The 15,542-nt window shown below is 72.4% G+C and carries 16 protein-coding genes; 10 read left to right on the plus strand and 6 right to left on the minus strand.

From position 1 onward, the window contains the following. Nucleotides 1-166: 166 nt before the first annotated feature. The gene (locus E1295_RS13615) at nucleotides 167-3,691 is read left to right on the plus strand and encodes a WD40 repeat domain-containing serine/threonine protein kinase (RefSeq protein ID WP_132630630.1); all 3,525 of its coding nucleotides are present in this window, start codon (nucleotides 167-169) and stop codon (nucleotides 3,689-3,691) included. Between the two features lie 306 nt (nucleotides 3,692-3,997). Here the strand turns inward: E1295_RS13615 and E1295_RS13625 are convergent, their stop codons facing one another. Further along, nucleotides 3,998-4,930 (minus strand): LysR family transcriptional regulator, encoded by a 933-nt coding sequence (locus E1295_RS13625; protein WP_132630631.1) that lies wholly within the window; start codon nucleotides 4,928-4,930, stop codon nucleotides 3,998-4,000. A 96-nt stretch (nucleotides 4,931-5,026) separates the two neighbouring features. Here E1295_RS13625 and E1295_RS13630 point away from each other — a divergent pair, with 96 nt between their 5' ends. The 3 genes from E1295_RS13630 to E1295_RS13640 all read left to right on the plus strand — a co-directional run bounded on the left by E1295_RS13630 (nucleotide 5,027) and on the right by E1295_RS13640 (nucleotide 6,425). Further along, on the plus strand, nucleotides 5,027-5,251 hold the full coding sequence (locus tag E1295_RS13630) for a DUF6158 family protein (protein ID WP_132630632.1): 225 nt from the start codon (nucleotides 5,027-5,029) through the stop codon (nucleotides 5,249-5,251). Beyond that, complete coding sequence (locus E1295_RS13635) at nucleotides 5,248-5,487, plus strand: hypothetical protein (RefSeq protein WP_132630633.1); 240 nt, start codon at nucleotides 5,248-5,250, stop codon at nucleotides 5,485-5,487. Before E1295_RS13630 ends, E1295_RS13635 begins: the two co-directional genes overlap by 4 nt. Before the next feature lie 155 nt (nucleotides 5,488-5,642). Next, a complete protein-coding gene (locus E1295_RS13640) occupies nucleotides 5,643-6,425 on the plus strand; it encodes a putative hydro-lyase (protein WP_220448689.1) in 783 nt (260 codons plus the stop codon). Here the strand turns inward: E1295_RS13640 and E1295_RS13645 are convergent. From E1295_RS13645 to E1295_RS13655, 3 genes are read right to left on the minus strand one after another with little or no spacing between them, the layout of a single operon-like run. After that, entirely contained in the window at nucleotides 6,407-7,015 is a 609-nt protein-coding gene (locus E1295_RS13645) for a P-loop nucleotide/nucleoside kinase family protein (protein WP_246080023.1), read from the minus strand. The genes E1295_RS13640 and E1295_RS13645 overlap by 19 nt on opposite strands. A 32-nt stretch (nucleotides 7,016-7,047) precedes the next feature. Next, nucleotides 7,048-7,437: a PPOX class F420-dependent oxidoreductase gene (locus E1295_RS13650; RefSeq protein ID WP_181957984.1), complete on the minus strand. Its 390-nt coding sequence runs from the start codon at nucleotides 7,435-7,437 to the stop codon at nucleotides 7,048-7,050. 34 nt (nucleotides 7,438-7,471) lie between these two features. Then, entirely contained in the window at nucleotides 7,472-8,368 is an 897-nt protein-coding gene (locus tag E1295_RS13655) for a phosphotriesterase family protein (RefSeq protein ID WP_342775864.1), read from the minus strand. Between the two features lie 160 nt (nucleotides 8,369-8,528). Here E1295_RS13655 and E1295_RS13660 point away from each other — a divergent pair, with 160 nt between their 5' ends. Together E1295_RS13660 and E1295_RS13665 are read left to right on the plus strand one after the other, a co-directional pair. After that, the gene (locus tag E1295_RS13660) at nucleotides 8,529-8,990 is read left to right on the plus strand and encodes a TIGR02611 family protein (protein WP_132630635.1); all 462 of its coding nucleotides are present in this window, start codon (nucleotides 8,529-8,531) and stop codon (nucleotides 8,988-8,990) included. Nucleotides 8,991-9,038: 48 nt separating this feature from the next. After that, entirely contained in the window at nucleotides 9,039-10,001 is a 963-nt protein-coding gene (locus E1295_RS13665) for a TolB family protein (RefSeq protein ID WP_132630636.1), read from the plus strand. 3 nt (nucleotides 10,002-10,004) lie between these two features. Here the strand turns inward: E1295_RS13665 and E1295_RS13670 are convergent, their stop codons facing one another. Beyond that, nucleotides 10,005-10,325 (minus strand): GroES family chaperonin, encoded by a 321-nt coding sequence (locus E1295_RS13670; RefSeq protein WP_181957985.1) that lies wholly within the window; start codon nucleotides 10,323-10,325, stop codon nucleotides 10,005-10,007. A gap of 102 nt (nucleotides 10,326-10,427) precedes the next feature. Here E1295_RS13670 and E1295_RS13675 point away from each other — a divergent pair, with 102 nt between their 5' ends. Both E1295_RS13675 and E1295_RS13680 read left to right on the plus strand, forming a co-directional pair. Beyond that, nucleotides 10,428-10,991 (plus strand): DUF1349 domain-containing protein, encoded by a 564-nt coding sequence (locus tag E1295_RS13675; RefSeq protein WP_132630637.1) that lies wholly within the window; start codon nucleotides 10,428-10,430, stop codon nucleotides 10,989-10,991. 64 nt (nucleotides 10,992-11,055) lie between these two features. After that, nucleotides 11,056-12,309, plus strand: a complete 1,254-nt coding sequence (locus E1295_RS13680; protein ID WP_246080024.1) for an ArgE/DapE family deacylase — start codon at nucleotides 11,056-11,058, stop codon at nucleotides 12,307-12,309. A 4-nt stretch (nucleotides 12,310-12,313) separates the two neighbouring features. On the opposite strand, the gene E1295_RS13685 is transcribed toward E1295_RS13680, so the two are convergent. Continuing rightward, nucleotides 12,314-13,351, minus strand: coding sequence for an ABC transporter substrate-binding protein (locus E1295_RS13685; protein WP_132630639.1), 1,038 nt, complete (start codon nucleotides 13,349-13,351; stop codon nucleotides 12,314-12,316). Nucleotides 13,352-13,439: 88 nt separating this feature from the next. Between E1295_RS13685 and E1295_RS13690 the strand changes: the two genes are divergently transcribed. Both E1295_RS13690 and E1295_RS13695 read left to right on the plus strand, forming a co-directional pair. Then, complete coding sequence (locus E1295_RS13690; RefSeq protein ID WP_246080025.1) at nucleotides 13,440-14,519, plus strand: FecCD family ABC transporter permease; 1,080 nt, start codon at nucleotides 13,440-13,442, stop codon at nucleotides 14,517-14,519. After that, nucleotides 14,516-15,523 (plus strand): FecCD family ABC transporter permease, encoded by a 1,008-nt coding sequence (locus E1295_RS13695; RefSeq protein ID WP_132630640.1) that lies wholly within the window; start codon nucleotides 14,516-14,518, stop codon nucleotides 15,521-15,523. The genes E1295_RS13690 and E1295_RS13695 overlap by 4 nt, the downstream gene beginning before the upstream one ends. The last annotated feature ends 19 nt before the right edge of the window (nucleotides 15,524-15,542 follow it).

Genomic DNA, 15,542 nt, shown 5'->3' on the forward strand with positions numbered 1-15,542 from the left:
TCAACTCACACAACGCCCTCCCACGTGCCGGCTACCTCCGATAGGCCAGGTCTACCGGCCATGCCCCATCACATGCTCCTCGGAGCGTGGTTCACCCTGGTGGCGAACGGGATCCGCCTTTCCGGACACGTCGAACCATGTCGGCCGGGCGAACATCTAACACGCCGTGGAAACGCTCAGTGCCGGGGATCCGCAGCGCATCGGGGACTACTGGATCGCCGGGCGGCTCGGCTCGGGGGGCCAAGGCGTCGTCTACGACGCCTACGACGGCGACGGGCGGCGGGTCGCGCTCAAGGTCCTCCACGCGGTCGACAGCCCAGCGAGCCGCGACCGGTTCGCCAAGGAGGCGACGGCGGCGCGGCGGGTGGCGTCGTTCTGCACGGCGCGGGTGCTGGCCTCGGACATGTCGGGCGCGCGGCCGTACATCGTCAGCGAGTACGTGCCAGGCCCGAGCCTGCGCCAGGTGGTCGAGCGGGGCCGCAGGTTCACCGGCGACGACCTGCACAGGCTCGCCACCGCCGTCGCCACCGCCCTGACCGCCGTGCACGAGGCAGGGGTCATCCACCGCGACCTGAAGCCGGACAACGTGCTGATCGGCGCCGACGGCCCGCGCGTGATCGACTTCGGCATCGCGCGTACCCAGGAGATGTCGCTCACCCAGACCGGCGAGGTGGCGGGGACGCCCACGTACATGGCGCCCGAGGTCTTCACCGGGCGGCGCGCGGAGGCGGCGGCCGACGTGTTCGCCTGGGGCGCGATCATGGTGTTCGCCGCGACGGGTGAGGACCCGTTCAGGGCCGACAACCTCGGCGGCGTCATGCACCGCGTGCTGTCGCACCACCCCGACCTGGGCGCGCTGCCGCCCCGGCTGGCCTCGCTGGTCTCCGCGGCGCTGGACAAGGACCCGGCGACCCGCCCCGCCGCCCGTGACCTGCTGCTCGCCCTGGTCAGCGGGGGGAACGCGGGCATCGAGGGACTGCTGAGCGCGGGCAGCCGCGCCGCGCGGGGCGTGCACGTGCCCGAGCAGGCCGATCCTGCGCTCGGCACGATCGCCGAGGACGCCTTCGGCGCGCTCACCCCCGACGAGCGGGAGCTGGCCGCCGGGATCTTCCTCCGCCTGGTGACGGTGACCGACGACGGCCACGAGACCGTACGCCAGGCGCTGAAACAGGACCTGCTCGCCGGCCGCTCGGAACGTGAGGTCAGGGCCATCGAACACATCCTGCACGCGTTCTCCTACCTGGTGACGCAGCAGGACGACGCCGTACGCCTGTCGCGCCCCGCGCTGCTGCGCGCCTGGCCGCGCCTGCGCCTGTGGGTGGACGGCGACCGCGACGGGCTCGCCGTGCTGGCCCGCATCAGCGACGCCGCCCGCCACTGGGACGACAACGGCCGCAAGGACGGAGACCTGCTCCAGGGCACCCGCCTGGACCAGGCGCTGACCTGGGCCGCCACCGGACGCCGGCACATCACCCTCACCCCGCGCGAACGCGACTTCCTGGCCGCCGGCACCGGCCTGGCCAGGCGGCGGGTGCGCCGCAGGCGGCTGACCACGGCGGCGCTGGCCGGGCTGCTGGCGGTGGCGCTCGCGGCGGGCGGCCTCGCCGTGCTGCAGGGCAGGCAGGTGGCCGAGCAGAGCCGCGTGCAGGCCACGCAGCGCGACCAGGCCGTCGGACGGCAGGCCGCGGCGGAGGCCGACCGGCTGCGGACGACCGACCCGGCCACGGCGATGCTGCTCAGCGTGGCCGGCTGGCGGCTCGCCCCCGGCGCCGACACGCGGCGCAGCCTGACGTCCTCGCTGACCATGCCGGAGAGCGCCGTCTTCCGCGACCCCGGCGCGAAGGGCGTCTCGGCCACGGCCTCGTCGGCGAGCGGCCGGGTCCGGGCCATCGCGGGTGAGGACGGCGTACGCGTCTATGACGTCCCCACCGAGCGGCAGACCTCGTTCTGGCGCTGGTCCGACGGCATGAACGCGCTGCCCACCGCGGCGGCGCTCAGCCCGAGCGGGCGGACGCTGGTGGTCGTCAGCCGGCAGACCGCCTCCGCCTGGGACACCGCGACGGGCAGAAAGCTGCGCGAGCACCGCGTCGGCGACGGCAGCCCCGGCGTGCACGTCGTCTTCGACGGGCACGAGAGCCTGGCCGCCATCATGCGCGAGAACACCCTGGAGCTCCTGTGGGACACCAGGACCGGCGCGTCCTCCAAGCCGCGGCTGCAGGCCGACCACGCACCGGCGATCGCGCCGTCCGGCGCCTACATCGCCGGGGTGGAGATGAACCAGGGCGGGCTGAAGGTGATCCGCCTGCCCGGCCTCACCGTGGACACCCGCCTGCCGAAGAGGTGCGGGTCGGTGGTGACGTTCACGCCGGACAGCAGGCGGCTGCTCTGCGCGAACGGCGACGTCGAGGCGTGGGACCTCGCGTCAGGGACCAAGGTGCCGGACGAGGACCGGCCGTTCTGGCAGGCGTCGGCCGCCAAGGACCTGCCAGGAGCCCGCCTGCGTCTCAGCGCCGACGGCCGCCACCTGCTCGGCGTCGAGGGACGTACCCTGCACCTCTGGGACGCCGCCACCGGCGACGAGCTGGCCGTCCACCACGCCGAGGGCGAGCCCGAGGACGCCTGGCCCGAAGGCGACGGCCGCACCGTCCGCTACCTGCTCGACAGCTCGACCATCACCGCCGACCTCGGCTCCCGCCTCTCCTCGGTCCGGCTCCCCGGCGGCCACCAGGTGACCGCCTTCGCCCAGGACGGCCGCCTGGCCGCCACGGCCAAGGACGGGAGCGCGGTCCGCGTCTGGGACAACCGCCGCCTCGGCCCACCGCTGTCCGGCAGCGAGGGCGCGTCCGGTGCGCTGTTCGACCCGTCGGGAAGAAGGCTGGCCGCCGACGGCACGGACTCCTCGGTCGCCCTCTGGGACGTCGCCACCGGCCGCCGCCTCTGGCGCCACGTGCTGCCCGGCTCGCAAACTGTCCTGTCCAAGACCTTCACACCCGACGGCACCCGGCTGGTGCTGTCGCTCACGGAGCAGAGCCAGCGCGACGCCCGTAACGAGCTGGTCGTCCTCGCCGCCGGCACCGGCCGCCCGCTGGCCCGCCACCGCCTCGCCACCGCCACGGGCACGATCGTCCCCACTCCGGACGGCACGGCGGTGGTGACGGCCGCGGGCACGATCTACGACCTCACCACCGGCAAGCCGGCAGGCCCCGGCTTCAACCGCTCGGGCCTGGTCGTCGCCGTCAGCCCCGCCGCACCGCTGCTCGCCCTCGGCGCGCGTACGGTCGAGCTCTGGGACCTCACGAAGGGCTCAGAGCTGCCCCCCGCGCTCCGCGTGGCCGGCGACGCCCAGGTGGAGGCGATGCGCTTCAGCCACGACGGCTCCCTGCTGGCGTTGATCGGGAGATCCATGGGCGAGACGTTCAACGACGTCTACACCGTCCAGCTCTGGGACGTCACCACCCGCGAACGCCTTGCCTCCTTCCCGATCGACATCCTCGACCGGCTCGCCTTCAGCGAGGACGACCAGACCCTGTACGTCTCGGGCAACCACTCGACCACGATCACCCGCATCCCGATCGGCCAGGCGGAAGTGGCCAGGCAGGTGTGCGACCGCGCGGGCCGCACCCTGAACCCGCAGGAATGGCAGCGGTACCTCAAGGACGTGCCGTACCGGGACGTCTGCGGCGCCGGCTGATGTCGCTGTGCCCGGCAGGACACCATGGTCGCGGACCAGGCGCCGGTGCCGTCGTCACGCCACTTGGCGAAGGAGTAGTAGGTCGCGCTGCCGGGCGGCAGGTCGTGTGGCAAGCGGTCCCAAGGCGTCGGCCTGGCCGGTACGGGCGGCGGGGCGGGTCGTGGGCACGGCAAGGTCGCCGGTCGTGAGGGTGATCAGCGCGGACGCTCCGGGCAGGGAGGATCTCCTCGCTGCCGGGGGCGCGCTGAAGGCAAGGCGATGGTGGAGCCCGGAGCGGTGGAGAGCCGCGGTGCCCAGGAAGCGGTGTTATGGAGCGGTTCCGTATCCCGGGTTACGTACGAGCCAGTCGTTGTAGACCGGGCTCTTGCGTACGGCGTCCATGTGGGCCTGTTTCGCCTGGGCCACCACCCAGGCGGCGTCGGGGGCGGTGGGGTGGCGGCCGAGGAGTTGCCGCCAGCGCAGTGGCGCGCCGGCCAGCGGCACCATGACCAGGCCCTGGGCGGGCTGGTGGGTGGCCTGGCACAGGACGGCGGCCCGGCCGACCTGCGCCAGGTGCGTGCACGTCGGTACGTCCGTCTCGTAGATCGTGCCAGGTGTGAAGCCGGCCCTGGCGCAGGCCATGGCGAAGCAGTCGGCGAAGCAGCCGTCCCCCGGCGTGACCGCCCACTGCTCCTCGGCGAGTTCGGCGAGTTCGATCTCTTTCTCCTTGGCGACGGGATGGTTCTCGGCCACCAGGCAGAAGACGGGGTCGACGCTGATCGTCTCCCACAGGAGCGAGCCGGTGGGGGTGCCGGAGTCGCCGCAGGCGCCGGTCAGTACGTAGTCGAGGCGGCCGAGCTCGGCCATGCTGTTCAGCTCGTGCGTCGACCACGAGGTGTACGTGCTGATCGTGCGCTCCGCGGCGAGGCGGTCGACCAGGCCCCCGAGTATGGGGCCGTTGGTGGCGCCGATGCGGAAGCCGGGGGAGGGTGCCTGGGCGAAGCGCAGCGCTTCGTCCTGGAGTTCCTTGGCGGCGGGCAGCAGTACGCGTGCCCTGGCGAGCACCAGCTCGCCGAGCCGGGTGGGCCGGGCGCCGCGGCGGTCGCGCTCGAACAGGGCGCCGCCGAGCACCCTCTCGATGCGCTTGAGCTGGGCAGTGAGGGCCGGCTGTGCCAGCCCGAGCAGGGACGCGGCCTTGCTCACACTTCCCGCGTCCGCGACCGCGCGCACGATCCTGAGGTGCCTGAGCTCGAGGTCCATAACGGGAAGGTAAGGCGGCGATGTCTTACAAACAATGCCTAAATGTCAGGAAATGTGACAGATATTGTTGCTGGTCTTCTGGGGTAGTGGGAGCCCATGACGACGATGGGAATAGACGCGGGCGAGCTCAGCGACGACGATCTGGTGCGTGAGCTGCGGCAACTGCACGCCACGCGGAGCGACACGTTCTTCCACGGATCGGACGACGCTCTGACGACGCACACGTCGCGTACCGACGAACTGGAGGCCGAATACCTCCGGCGCCACCCCGAGCGCGAGGTCGACCCGATGCGGTTGAGGGAGGGGGCGAGACAACGATGATGACAGAGAGCCACGATGTCCAGTCCCTGTCGGATGTGGACATCCACGTGTACGAGGCGGTGGCCTCCCAGACGGTCGAGCACGGAAGCGCGGGGTTCGACGGGCTGGTACGGGCCACGGACCTGGACGAGGACGACGTGCGCAAGAGCCTGACCACGCTCATCGAGCACGGCCACGTGCTGCCCAAGGGCGAGGGGTACGCGCTGGGCCGGCACACGTTCGAGGTCGAGTACTGACGGGCGTCCTGGCAACCGCAGGACCCGCACGATGCCGGGGACCGCGCCGATCGGTTCACGTCTAGCCGCACCGCCACCCACAACCCGCAGATTCGCAATATCACGTAGCGGACGCGGTGATGGACCCCGGCACGCGGCGGCCATAACGTCAAGAGGTGGACGTCGCCGACCTGAGTCCCGAACAGGCGCGCGAGCGCTTCCGCGCCGGCGAGCGGGTGCCCACCGCGGGCTGGTGCCGGGGCTGGACCCAGGCCAACCTGATCGCCGTGCCGCGGCGGCTCGGCTACGACCTGCTGCTGTTCGCCCACCTCAACCCGCGGGCGTGCCCGGTGCTCGACGTGGGGGAGCCGGGCGCCTGGTCCACCCGGCTGTTCCCCGGCGACCTGCGTACCGACCTGCCCGGCTACCGGCTCTACCGCGACGGCGTGGCGGTCGCCGACCTCGACGACGCGGTGGCCGAGTGGCGTGACGACCTGGTGCCGGTCCTCATCGGCTGCAGCTTCACGTTCGAGCGGGCGCTGCTGGCCGCCGGGGTGCCGATGCGGCACCTGGAGCTGGGGACGAACGTGCCGATGTACGTCACCGGCGTCGCCTGCGAACCCGTCGGCAGCCTGGCGGGGCCGCTCGTCGTGTCGATGCGGCCGGTGCCCGAGCACCTCGTGAAGACGGCCGTCGAGGTGAGCGGCCGCTATCCGATGGTGCACGGCGCGCCCGTGCACGTGGGCGACCCGTCGGCGATCGGGATCGCCGACCTGGCCAGGCCCGACTTCGGCGACCCCGTCGAGGTGCGGGCGGGGGAGACGCCCGTGTTCTGGGCGTGCGGCGTGACGCCTCAGGCCGCGGTGATGGCCGGCAAGGTCGAGTACGCGATCGGCCACCTGCCGGGGCACATGGCGATCCTGGACACACGGGACGACGACTACCGGGTGAACCCGTGATCTGCTGACCGCGCTCCCGGCGGTATCCCCGCCGCCGTCAGCTGGTCCGCGATCGGCGGCGCGCCGCGGCGGTTGTCGAGCTCCAGGTGAGGTACGGCCGGCGGCTCGTTCACCCGGATGGCGCGCAGGTAGGCGTCGAAAGCGGCGAGCTTGCCCGCGTCACGAGCCAGACCGCGTGCGGTGAGACGTTCGCGCAGCGTCGGCCCGTCGGAGCGCACCCACAGCAGCCGCACCGGCGGCCCGCCCAGCTCCGCCGCCCACTCCGCCCACCGCGCCGAATCGTGCACCTGCGTGGTGAACGGGCCGTCGAGCAGCACCGGGCAGCCGTGACCGCGGATCTGCCTGGCGGTCCTCGTCAGGCCGGCGTATTCGTGGCGCTTGACGTTCTCGTCGTACCAGGGGCCCTCGCGCTCGCCGTCGGGCCTGCCGTGGGCGCGCAGGAGCCCCGCCACGAAGTCGCCGTAGACGGTGTCCTTGTCGAGCAGGGCGGGCACCGGGTCGAGCCGGGCGAGCAGCGCGGCGGCCACCGAGGACTTGCCCGCGCCCGGCGGCCCGCTGACCACCCATGCCGTCACCATGCCGTACGCCATGCCGCCACCCTAGGAGCGGAGCCCGGTGAGCGTCACACCGCCCGGCTCGTACGGGGCCCGTCCACACCCCACGAGACGATCTTGGCGGGGGTGATCCGGATGACCTCACTCGAGAAGAACGGCACGGGTGGGTCGTGGTCCGTCAGGGCCTGCGCGGTGCCGCGGATCTCGATGCCCCGCACCACCCACGGGTCCTCCGAGGCCAGGTCGTCCACGACGAACGCGACCGTGCTGCCCGCCTGGATGTTCCTGAACTTCTTGGACGCGCCGAGGGCGTGCCCGCCGATGATGATCGTGCCGGTGTCCGCATCGACGAAGAACCCGGTGGGATTGTTCTGCACCTGCCCGTCGGGGGCGACCGTGGCCAGGCGGCCGAGGCGCTGCGTGGACAGGTAGTCGAGTTCAGCTGGTGTGAAGATCATGCCCTGCAGTCTGCAACCTTGACATAGGTGGAGGTCAAGTCAGGCCGGAGGTCAGCCAGCGCAGCGGGTTGTCGTGCGTGACCAGGCGGATGGTGTCCTCGCCCACGTCCGCGTCGCGCAGGCGCGGCAGCAGGTCGTGGAAGAGGTGGGCGTAGCCGGGCCCGCCGTACTTGCGGGTCTGCGCCACCCGGCTCAGCCCCGTGCTGAGGAGGAGGCGGTCGGCGAGCCCGTCCTCGATGAGGCCGAGCGCGATCCTGGCCGCCTGGTCGGGGCCGAGGCCGAGCACACCGAGGCTCACGTACGCGCCCGCTTCGGCGATCTTCCTGGCGGCGGCCGGTTCGGCTCCGGCGTAGCCGACGGCCACCCGGGAGCCCGGCAGGTTCTCGCCGAGCAGGATCTCCAGCAGGGACAGGGCGTTCCTGCCGTGCGTGGCGACCGGCAGGCGGGACCGGAGCGAGGCGCGGGCGGCGGCGACCAGGCACCGTTCCTCTCGCGGGGTGGGTTCCGCGCCCCAGCAGCCGACCTCCCCGATCACGCCGGGGAAGACGCCCGTGCCGTCGACGCCGCTGGAGATCTCCTCCATGAGCAGGCCGGTGAGGGCGTCGGTGTCCGCGTCGCCGACGGTGGTGAACGGATCGGCGAACAGCCCGGTCGAGGCGATCACCGCCACCCTGCTGCCGGCGGCGACCCGGGCCAGGGTGCCGGCGTCGCGGCCCATGCCCAGGCACGTCAGGTCGACCGCGAGGGAGAGCCCGCCGGACTGACGCAGCTCGCGCAGTTCCGCGGTGACGGCCGCCTCCTCGTCGAGCCACCGGTGCGGGTCGGACTCGATGCCGACCGCCCAGCGCATGTCGGTGCGCAGGTGTTCGTGGGGCAGCACGGCGCCCTCGATGGAGGCCGCGCGTACAGGGCCGGTGACAGTGCGGAGCAAAACGTCGGGCATAGCAGACATTAACCGATATTTGCCGGTAGCAGCCCGTCCAAGCAGGAGATTTTACCTGTTTGGGGGTTTGGTGATTTGCTAGCCGTCTGCAAGTGTGACCGGAGGCAGCGCCGTATCCTGGGGGGCACATCGATTGCCGGGGGGAAATGTGACGATTCAGAACTCCGACACCGGCGAGGCCGACGTGATCAAACGGGAGGCCGCCGGTCGGTCCCGTATGCCCGGACGTCGCAGGGGGATCCAGGGCTGGTTGGACGGCATCCGCTCGACCCGTACGGGCGCGCTGACGCTGAAGATCGTGGTCGGCGTGATCGGCACGGTCATGGTGGTCGGTGGGCTGATCATGGTCCCGTTCCCCGGGCCGGGCTGGCTGGTGGTGTTCGCCGGGCTGGCGGTGCTGGCCACGGAGTTCCACTGGGCGCACAAAGTGCTGGAGTTCGGCAAGCGCGTGTTGCACGCCTGGACGGAGTGGTACAAACGGCAAGGTTGGACGGTGCGCATCGTCGTGCTCGCCGTGACCGTGGTCGTGGCCGGGGTGATCGTCTATCTCGGGCTGCGTACGGTCGGCTTCGACGTCATCCAGTTCGCGCTGAGCTACGTACATACCTAGTCGGCATCGCGCACGGGAAAACCCCGGATTCGTGCCTATTCTGCGGGCGTGATCGCCACCATCGCCGTCGCGCTGTCCCTGACCCTTCCCACCGCCGTCGCGCCCGCCGCGGCGCTGCCCGTGCGGGCAGCCGTACGGGCGGAGCTGGAGCTCCCGGGCACCGGCGGTATGAAATATCGCGAACAAGCGGGCGATCCCGTACGGCTCACCGCCTACGGCCTCGGCACCCGGCGCACCTACCTGAGATCCGCCACCGGCAACGCCTTCACCCACAGGAAAGCCCTGTCCGAGGTGTCGGTCTCACCCGGCGGCCGCCTGGCGGCGGGGGTGCCGTCGGCGTACCGGTCCGGCCACGACGCGCTCCTCGTCACCGACCGCGCCACCGGCAGGACCACCACGATCCGCACCGTCAAGAAGCCCATGGCCGCCTCCTACGCGTCCTGGTCGCGTGACGGCAGGAAGGTCGCGCTCACGGTCGAGCAGAAGGCGGGCGGGAAGTGGCGGGTGCGCGGCTTCACCGTCGTGGACGTGGCCGCCAGGACCGCCCGCACGGTCACGATCAAGGGCCTCAGTGCGGACGCCGGTTTCTGGTGGAGCCCCGACGGTCGGCTCGTCTCCCGGCACGGCACCGGCCTGCGCGTCCACCGGGCGTCCGACGGGGCGGTCGTGCGCGCGTACGCCGACGTGGGCCCGCCGACCGGCCCCGAGGACGCCTACTCCCCGTCGGGCAAGCGGCTGGCCACGTGGTGCCCCGAACGTTTCGAGGAGCAACTCTGCCTGGTCGACCCGGCCACGGGAAAAATCGCCGGGCGGGTGGGCGCGGCGCCGCGGGCGGTGTTCGGATGGTGGGACGACGAGCATCTCATCGCCGTGCTCGCGCACGGGAGCGCCTATCGCCTGTCGGTGCTCGACCTCAAGGGGAAGGTCACCCGCGTCCTGGCCGACGTGCCCGCGAAGACGTGGAACGCCGACCTCTGGCTCTCCTTCGTCAGGACGGCGCCGGCGTCATAGGGGTCAGAGATAGAGCCCGGTGCCGTGGTCGGTCTCCTGCGTGGCGACGGCGTGCAGGTCGCGCTCGCGCATCACGAGATAGACCCGCGCGTGCACCTCGACCTCGAACTGGTCCTCGGGGTTGAACAGCACCTTGTCGCCGACCTTGACCGAGCGCACGTTCGTGCCGACGCCGCAGACCTCGCCCCAGGCCAGGCGGTTGGCCATCTTGACCGTCGCGGGAATGACGATCCCGGCGCCGCTGCGCCGCTCCCCGGCCTCCTGCTCCGTGCTGATCATGACCCGGTCGTGCAGCATCTGAATCTCGAACTTGGGCTCTTCCACAGGCCCAAGTTTAGGAGTCGCGCGACACCCGGGTTCCCGGGTCCGCCGTCGCCCTCCTCGGGGGCGGTTACCCAGGAGCCGTGACCGTGGCAGGATGACGTCATGATCATGGCCTTCGGCGAGACCGGCTGGCACTGGCTCAACCCTCCCCGCGAATGGACCGCCGACGACGGCTTGAGCCTCATCTGCGACCCGGCCACCGACATGTGGCGCGAGACCCACTACGGCTACACCTACGACAGCGCCCACATGTTCGGCCGCACCCTGCCCGGCGACCTGCGGCTGTCCGTCACGTTCACCGGCGACTACGCCGAGCAGTACGACCAGGCGGGCGCCCTGCTGAGGATCGACGAGCACCACTGGATCAAGGCCGGCGTGGAATACGTCGACGGAGGCTTCCACCTCAGCACGGTCGTGACGAGGGAGTTCTCCGACTGGTCGGTGCTGCCGCTCGGGCGCGTGGCGGACCGGGTGACGTTCACCTTGGAACGCGCGGGCGACGCGGTCACGGTGCGCTACGGCCTCGACGGCGACCCGCCGGAGACCATGGTCCGCCTGGCCTACTTCCCGCCCGGCAGGCCCGCGATGGCCGGCGCCATGGCCGCCGCCCCCGTGGGCAAGGGCTTCGCCGTGCGTTTCGGCGACGTACGGGCCGAGGCGGGCTGAACGCCGCCCCAACACCTCGAACGCGACAGAACGTGACATCGCGGGCGGCATGCAACAATGCAGCGTGCACGACGTAGAAGCCCGCGTACTCGACGCCATCGACGCCGCCGAGACCGTGAACCTGCTGGCCGAAGCCGTCAGGGTCCCCAGCGTCACCGGCACCGACGCCGAGTCGGACCTGCAGCACCACTACGCCCGCCTGCTCACCGGCCTGGGCATGGACGTCGACGTCTGGAAGCTCGACCTCGGCGATCTGGCCGGGCGTCCCGGCTTCCCCGGCACCGAGGCCCCGCGCACCGAGGGCTACGGCGTCGTGGCCGTGACCGAGGGGGAGGGTGTTCCCGCGCTGGCGCTCCAGGGGCACGTGGACGTCGTCCCCACCGGCGACCTGGCCAAGTGGGAGGGCAGCGACCCGTTCGCCGCCAGGATCAGCGGCGACGTGCTGCACGGCAGGGGCGCGTGCGACATGAAGGCCGGGCTCGTCGCCAACCTGGCCGTGGCCAGGGCCATCCACCGCGCGGGGGTCAGGCTGGTCAGGCCGCTGGCCGTGCACTGCGTGATCAGCGAGGAGGACGGCGGGCTCGGCGCGTTCGCCACCCTGGAAAGGGGCCACACGGCCGAGGCCGCGGTCATCAGCGAGCCCACCAGCGGTACGGTCATCACCGCCAACGCCGGGGCGCTGACGTTCCGGCTGGAGCTCGCGGGGCGGGCCGCCCACGGCGCCACCCGCCAGGAGGGCGTCAACGCGGTCGAGGTGTTCTGGCCGGTGTTCGAGGCCATCAGGCGGCTGGAGGCGGCGCGCAACAGCGACGTGCCCGAGGTGTTCCGCGGCAACGCCCTGCCCTACCCGATCGAGATCGGCACCGTGCGGGCCGGCGACTGGGCCAGCAGCGTGCCCGACCTGCTGGTCGCGGAAGGTCGGCTCGGGGTGCGGCTGGACGAGGACCCGGCCGCGGCGCGGGCGGCGTTCGAGGAGGCGGTCGCGCGGGTCGCGCACCCCTGGCTGCGGGCCAACCCGCCGGTGGTGACGTGGCCGGGCGGGCAGTTCGCCAGCGGCCGGCTGCCCGCGGGCCACGAGCTGCTGGGCGAGGTGAGCAGGGCGGTCGCCGACACGACGGGCGCCGCGCCGGTGGAGGCGGCGGCGCCGTACGGCAGCGACCTGCGCCTGTACACGGCGGGCGGGATCCCGACGCTGCACTACGGCCCAGGGGACGTGCGGTTCGCGCACGCCCCCAGGGAGCAGGTCGCGCTGGGCGAGCTGCTGGCCGTCACCCGCGCGCTGGCCCTCCTCGCGGTGCGCCGCTGCGGAGTGCGCTGACCGGTCAGCCGAGCGGGCGCGCCTTCTTCAGGTTGGCCACCAGCTCTTCGAGGAACGCCGCGTACCCGTGGTAGCTGAACGGCACCTCCGCCCGCCACGGGTAGAACTGGCCGGCCTCGACCGCGGGCAGCTTGGCGAAGGTGGGCTTCTTCAGCATCTCCTCCGGCTTGAGCGACTGGGTGCGCGTGTCGTAGAGGATCACGTCGGCGTCGTAGGTGTCGGCGTTCTCCCAGCTCAGAGTCTGGAAGAAGCCGCCCTCGTCCACCTTGGACGGCGTGACGACGTTCAGCCCGGCGGCGGTGAGATGCACGATGTCGGGATATTCGGGCGGATTGACCACCCACATCTGGTCGGGGCCGCCGGACATCATGAGGACCTTCAGGTCCTTGAACTGCGCGAGCTGCTCCGTGGCCGCCTCCATGCGGGCCTTGGCCTCCGGCACGCCCTCCATGCCGGCGCCGAGCGACGTGGCCAGCTTCTCGTACGTGCCGATCACGTCGGTGGCGCTCCTGCCGGTGAGCATGACGCCCGCGGTCGGGGCGACCTGCTCGATGGTGTCCTTCGACTTCTCGGGCACGTACCAGAGGGTGCCCTTGACGTACATGCTGCTGACCAGGAGGTCGGGCTGCAGGGAGATGTACTGCTCCACGTTGAACTCGTCCCACACGTTGCCCAGGCCCTCGACCTTGGTGATGTCGACGTTGCCGACCTGCGGGTCCTTGGCGCCGTTCTTGAGCTTGTGCGGGCCGAAGACGGCGATGGGGCGTACGCCGAAGTCCCACAGGGCGGCCGCCGAGCCCACCTGGGCGACGATCCGGGCAGGGGGCTTGTCCAGCTCCAGCTTCTTGCCGCGGTCGTCGGTGAACGACCACTTCCGGCCCGCCGGGGCGGAGGAACCGCCCGTGGCCGCCGGCCCGGTGCCGCCTTCCGTGCCGCCTTCCGTGCCGCCTTCCGTGCCGCCGCACCCCGCGAGTGTCAGGGCCGCCGCGAGGCCTGCCGTGGCCGACAGGAAGCCCCTGCGCGGCAGTACGGGTCCCGGCATCTCGATCTCCTATGGTGGTTAGGCTTGCCTTGTTTACAGGCCATTAGATTAGCCTTGCCTAAGTTTGACCGCTACGAGAGGGGGCCGGGTGCGTCCGGCTGAGGAGACGGCCGTCCCGGGCGCCGGGGCCGATGAGGAGGCCGGCGCCGCCCGCGCCCCGGCGCGCAGGGGCCGCCCGGCGGTCCTCGCCACCGGGCTCGTCGTCGCGGTGGGCGTGCTGGCGCTGGTGGCGATGGCCAGCGTGGCGCTGGGCGCGCGCGGCGTGTCGTTCGGCACGGTGATCGACGCCTTCCTGGCCCCCGACGGCTCCAACGACCACACGGTCATCCGCGAGCTGCGCGTCCCGCGCACGCTGCTCGGCATCGGCGTGGGCGCCACCCTGGGGCTGGCCGGCGCGCTCATGCAGAGCCTGACCCGCAACCCGCTCGCCGACCCCGGGCTGCTCGGCATCAACGAGGGCGCCGCGCTCGGCGTCACGCTGGCGCTCGGCCTGTTCGGGCTCTCCGACCCCGCCGTCTACGTCTGGTTCGCCTTCGGCGGGGCCGCGCTGGCCTCCGCCGCCGTCTACGCCCTGGCCTCCTCCGGACGCTCCGGCTCCAGCCCGGTACGCCTGACCCTCGGCGGCGTGGCGTTCGGCATGGTCTGCACGGCGATCGCCTCGGCCATCCTGCGCATGGACTCCCAGACCTTCGACCGCATGCGGTTCTGGCTGACCGGCTCGCTGGCCGGGCAGACGGCCGACACCTTGGTGCGGCTGGCGCCGTTCATGGCCGCCGGCCTGGTGCTCGGCCTGATGCTGGCCCGCCCGCTCAACACACTCGCCCTCGGCGACGACGCCGGCAAGGCGCTCGGCGTCGCCGTCAACCGCACCAGGATCCTCACCGGGGTCGCGGTCACGCTGCTGTGCGGCGCGGCCACCGCCGCCGCGGGTCCGCTCTGGTTCGTCGGGCTGATCGTGCCGCACGCCGTGCGCGCGGTGGTGGGGCCCGACCAGCGGTGGGTGCTGCCGTACTCGGCGCTGGCCGCGCCCGTGCTGCTGCTGGCGGCCGACGTGGCGGGCCGGCTCATCGCGCGGCCGGGCGAGGTGCAGGTGGGCATCGTGTGGGCGGTGATCGGCGCGCCGATCTTCATCATGCTGGCCAGGCGGAGGCGGGTGGCCGCGCTGTGACCATCCGACTCGGATCCTGGTCCGTACGCCTCGCGCCCCGCGCCCTGATCACCGGGGCCGCGCTGGTCGTGCTCGCCTGCGCGGTGAGCGTGGCGGCCCTGGCGACGGGCGAGTACACCGTGCCCGTGCCGGACATCGTCGCCGCGGTCCTCGGCCAGGGCCCGCCGGTCGCCGAGCTGATCGTCGGCAAGCTGCGCGCCCCGCGCGTGGTGACGGGACTGCTGGTGGGGGCGGCGTTCGGACTGAGCGGCGCGATCTTCCAGAGCCTCACCAGGAATCCGCTCGGCAGCCCCGACTTCATCGGCTTCACGGCCGGGGCCTCGACCGGCGGCATCATCGCGGTCGTCGCCGGCGGCTCCGCCATGACGATCGCCGGCGGCGCGCTCGCGGGCTGCCTGGTCACCGCCGTGCTGGTCTACGCGCTGGCCTACCGCGGCGGCGTGCAGGGCTACCGGCTGGTGCTGGTCGGCATCGGGGCGAACGCGCTGCTGCTCGCGGTCAACTCGTACCTGCTGACCCGGGCGAACATCAACGACGCCGCCACCGCGGGCGCCTGGCTGACGGGCAGCCTGAGCGGGCGCGGCTGGGACCACGCCCTTCCCGTGGCGCTGGCGCTGGCCGTGCTGCTGCCGATGTGCGCGTACGTGTCGCGGCCCATGCGCATGATCGAGATGGGCGACGACGCGGCCAAGGCGATGGGCATCAAGGTCGAGGCCGTACGCGCGGTGGCGATCGCGGCCGGGGTGCTGCTGTCCGGGGTGGCCACGGCCGCGGCCGGGCCCGTCGTCTTCGTCGCGCTCGCCGCGCCGCAGCTGGCCCGGCGGCTCACCCGCTCGCCCGGCGTGACGATGGGCGCCTCGGCGCTGACCGGCGCCGTCCTGCTGACCGCCGCCGACCTGGCCGCGCAGCGGCTGCTGGCCCCCACACAGCTGCCCGTCGGCGTGCTGACCGCCGCCATCGGCGGCACCTACCTCGTCCTGCTCCTGCGAAAGGACCGCCACTGATGGCCACCGCCCCGGCGAA

Origin of the sequence: Nonomuraea mesophila (genome assembly GCF_004352805.1) — a bacterium.
GTDB lineage: Bacteria > Actinomycetota > Actinomycetes > Streptosporangiales > Streptosporangiaceae > Nonomuraea > Nonomuraea longispora.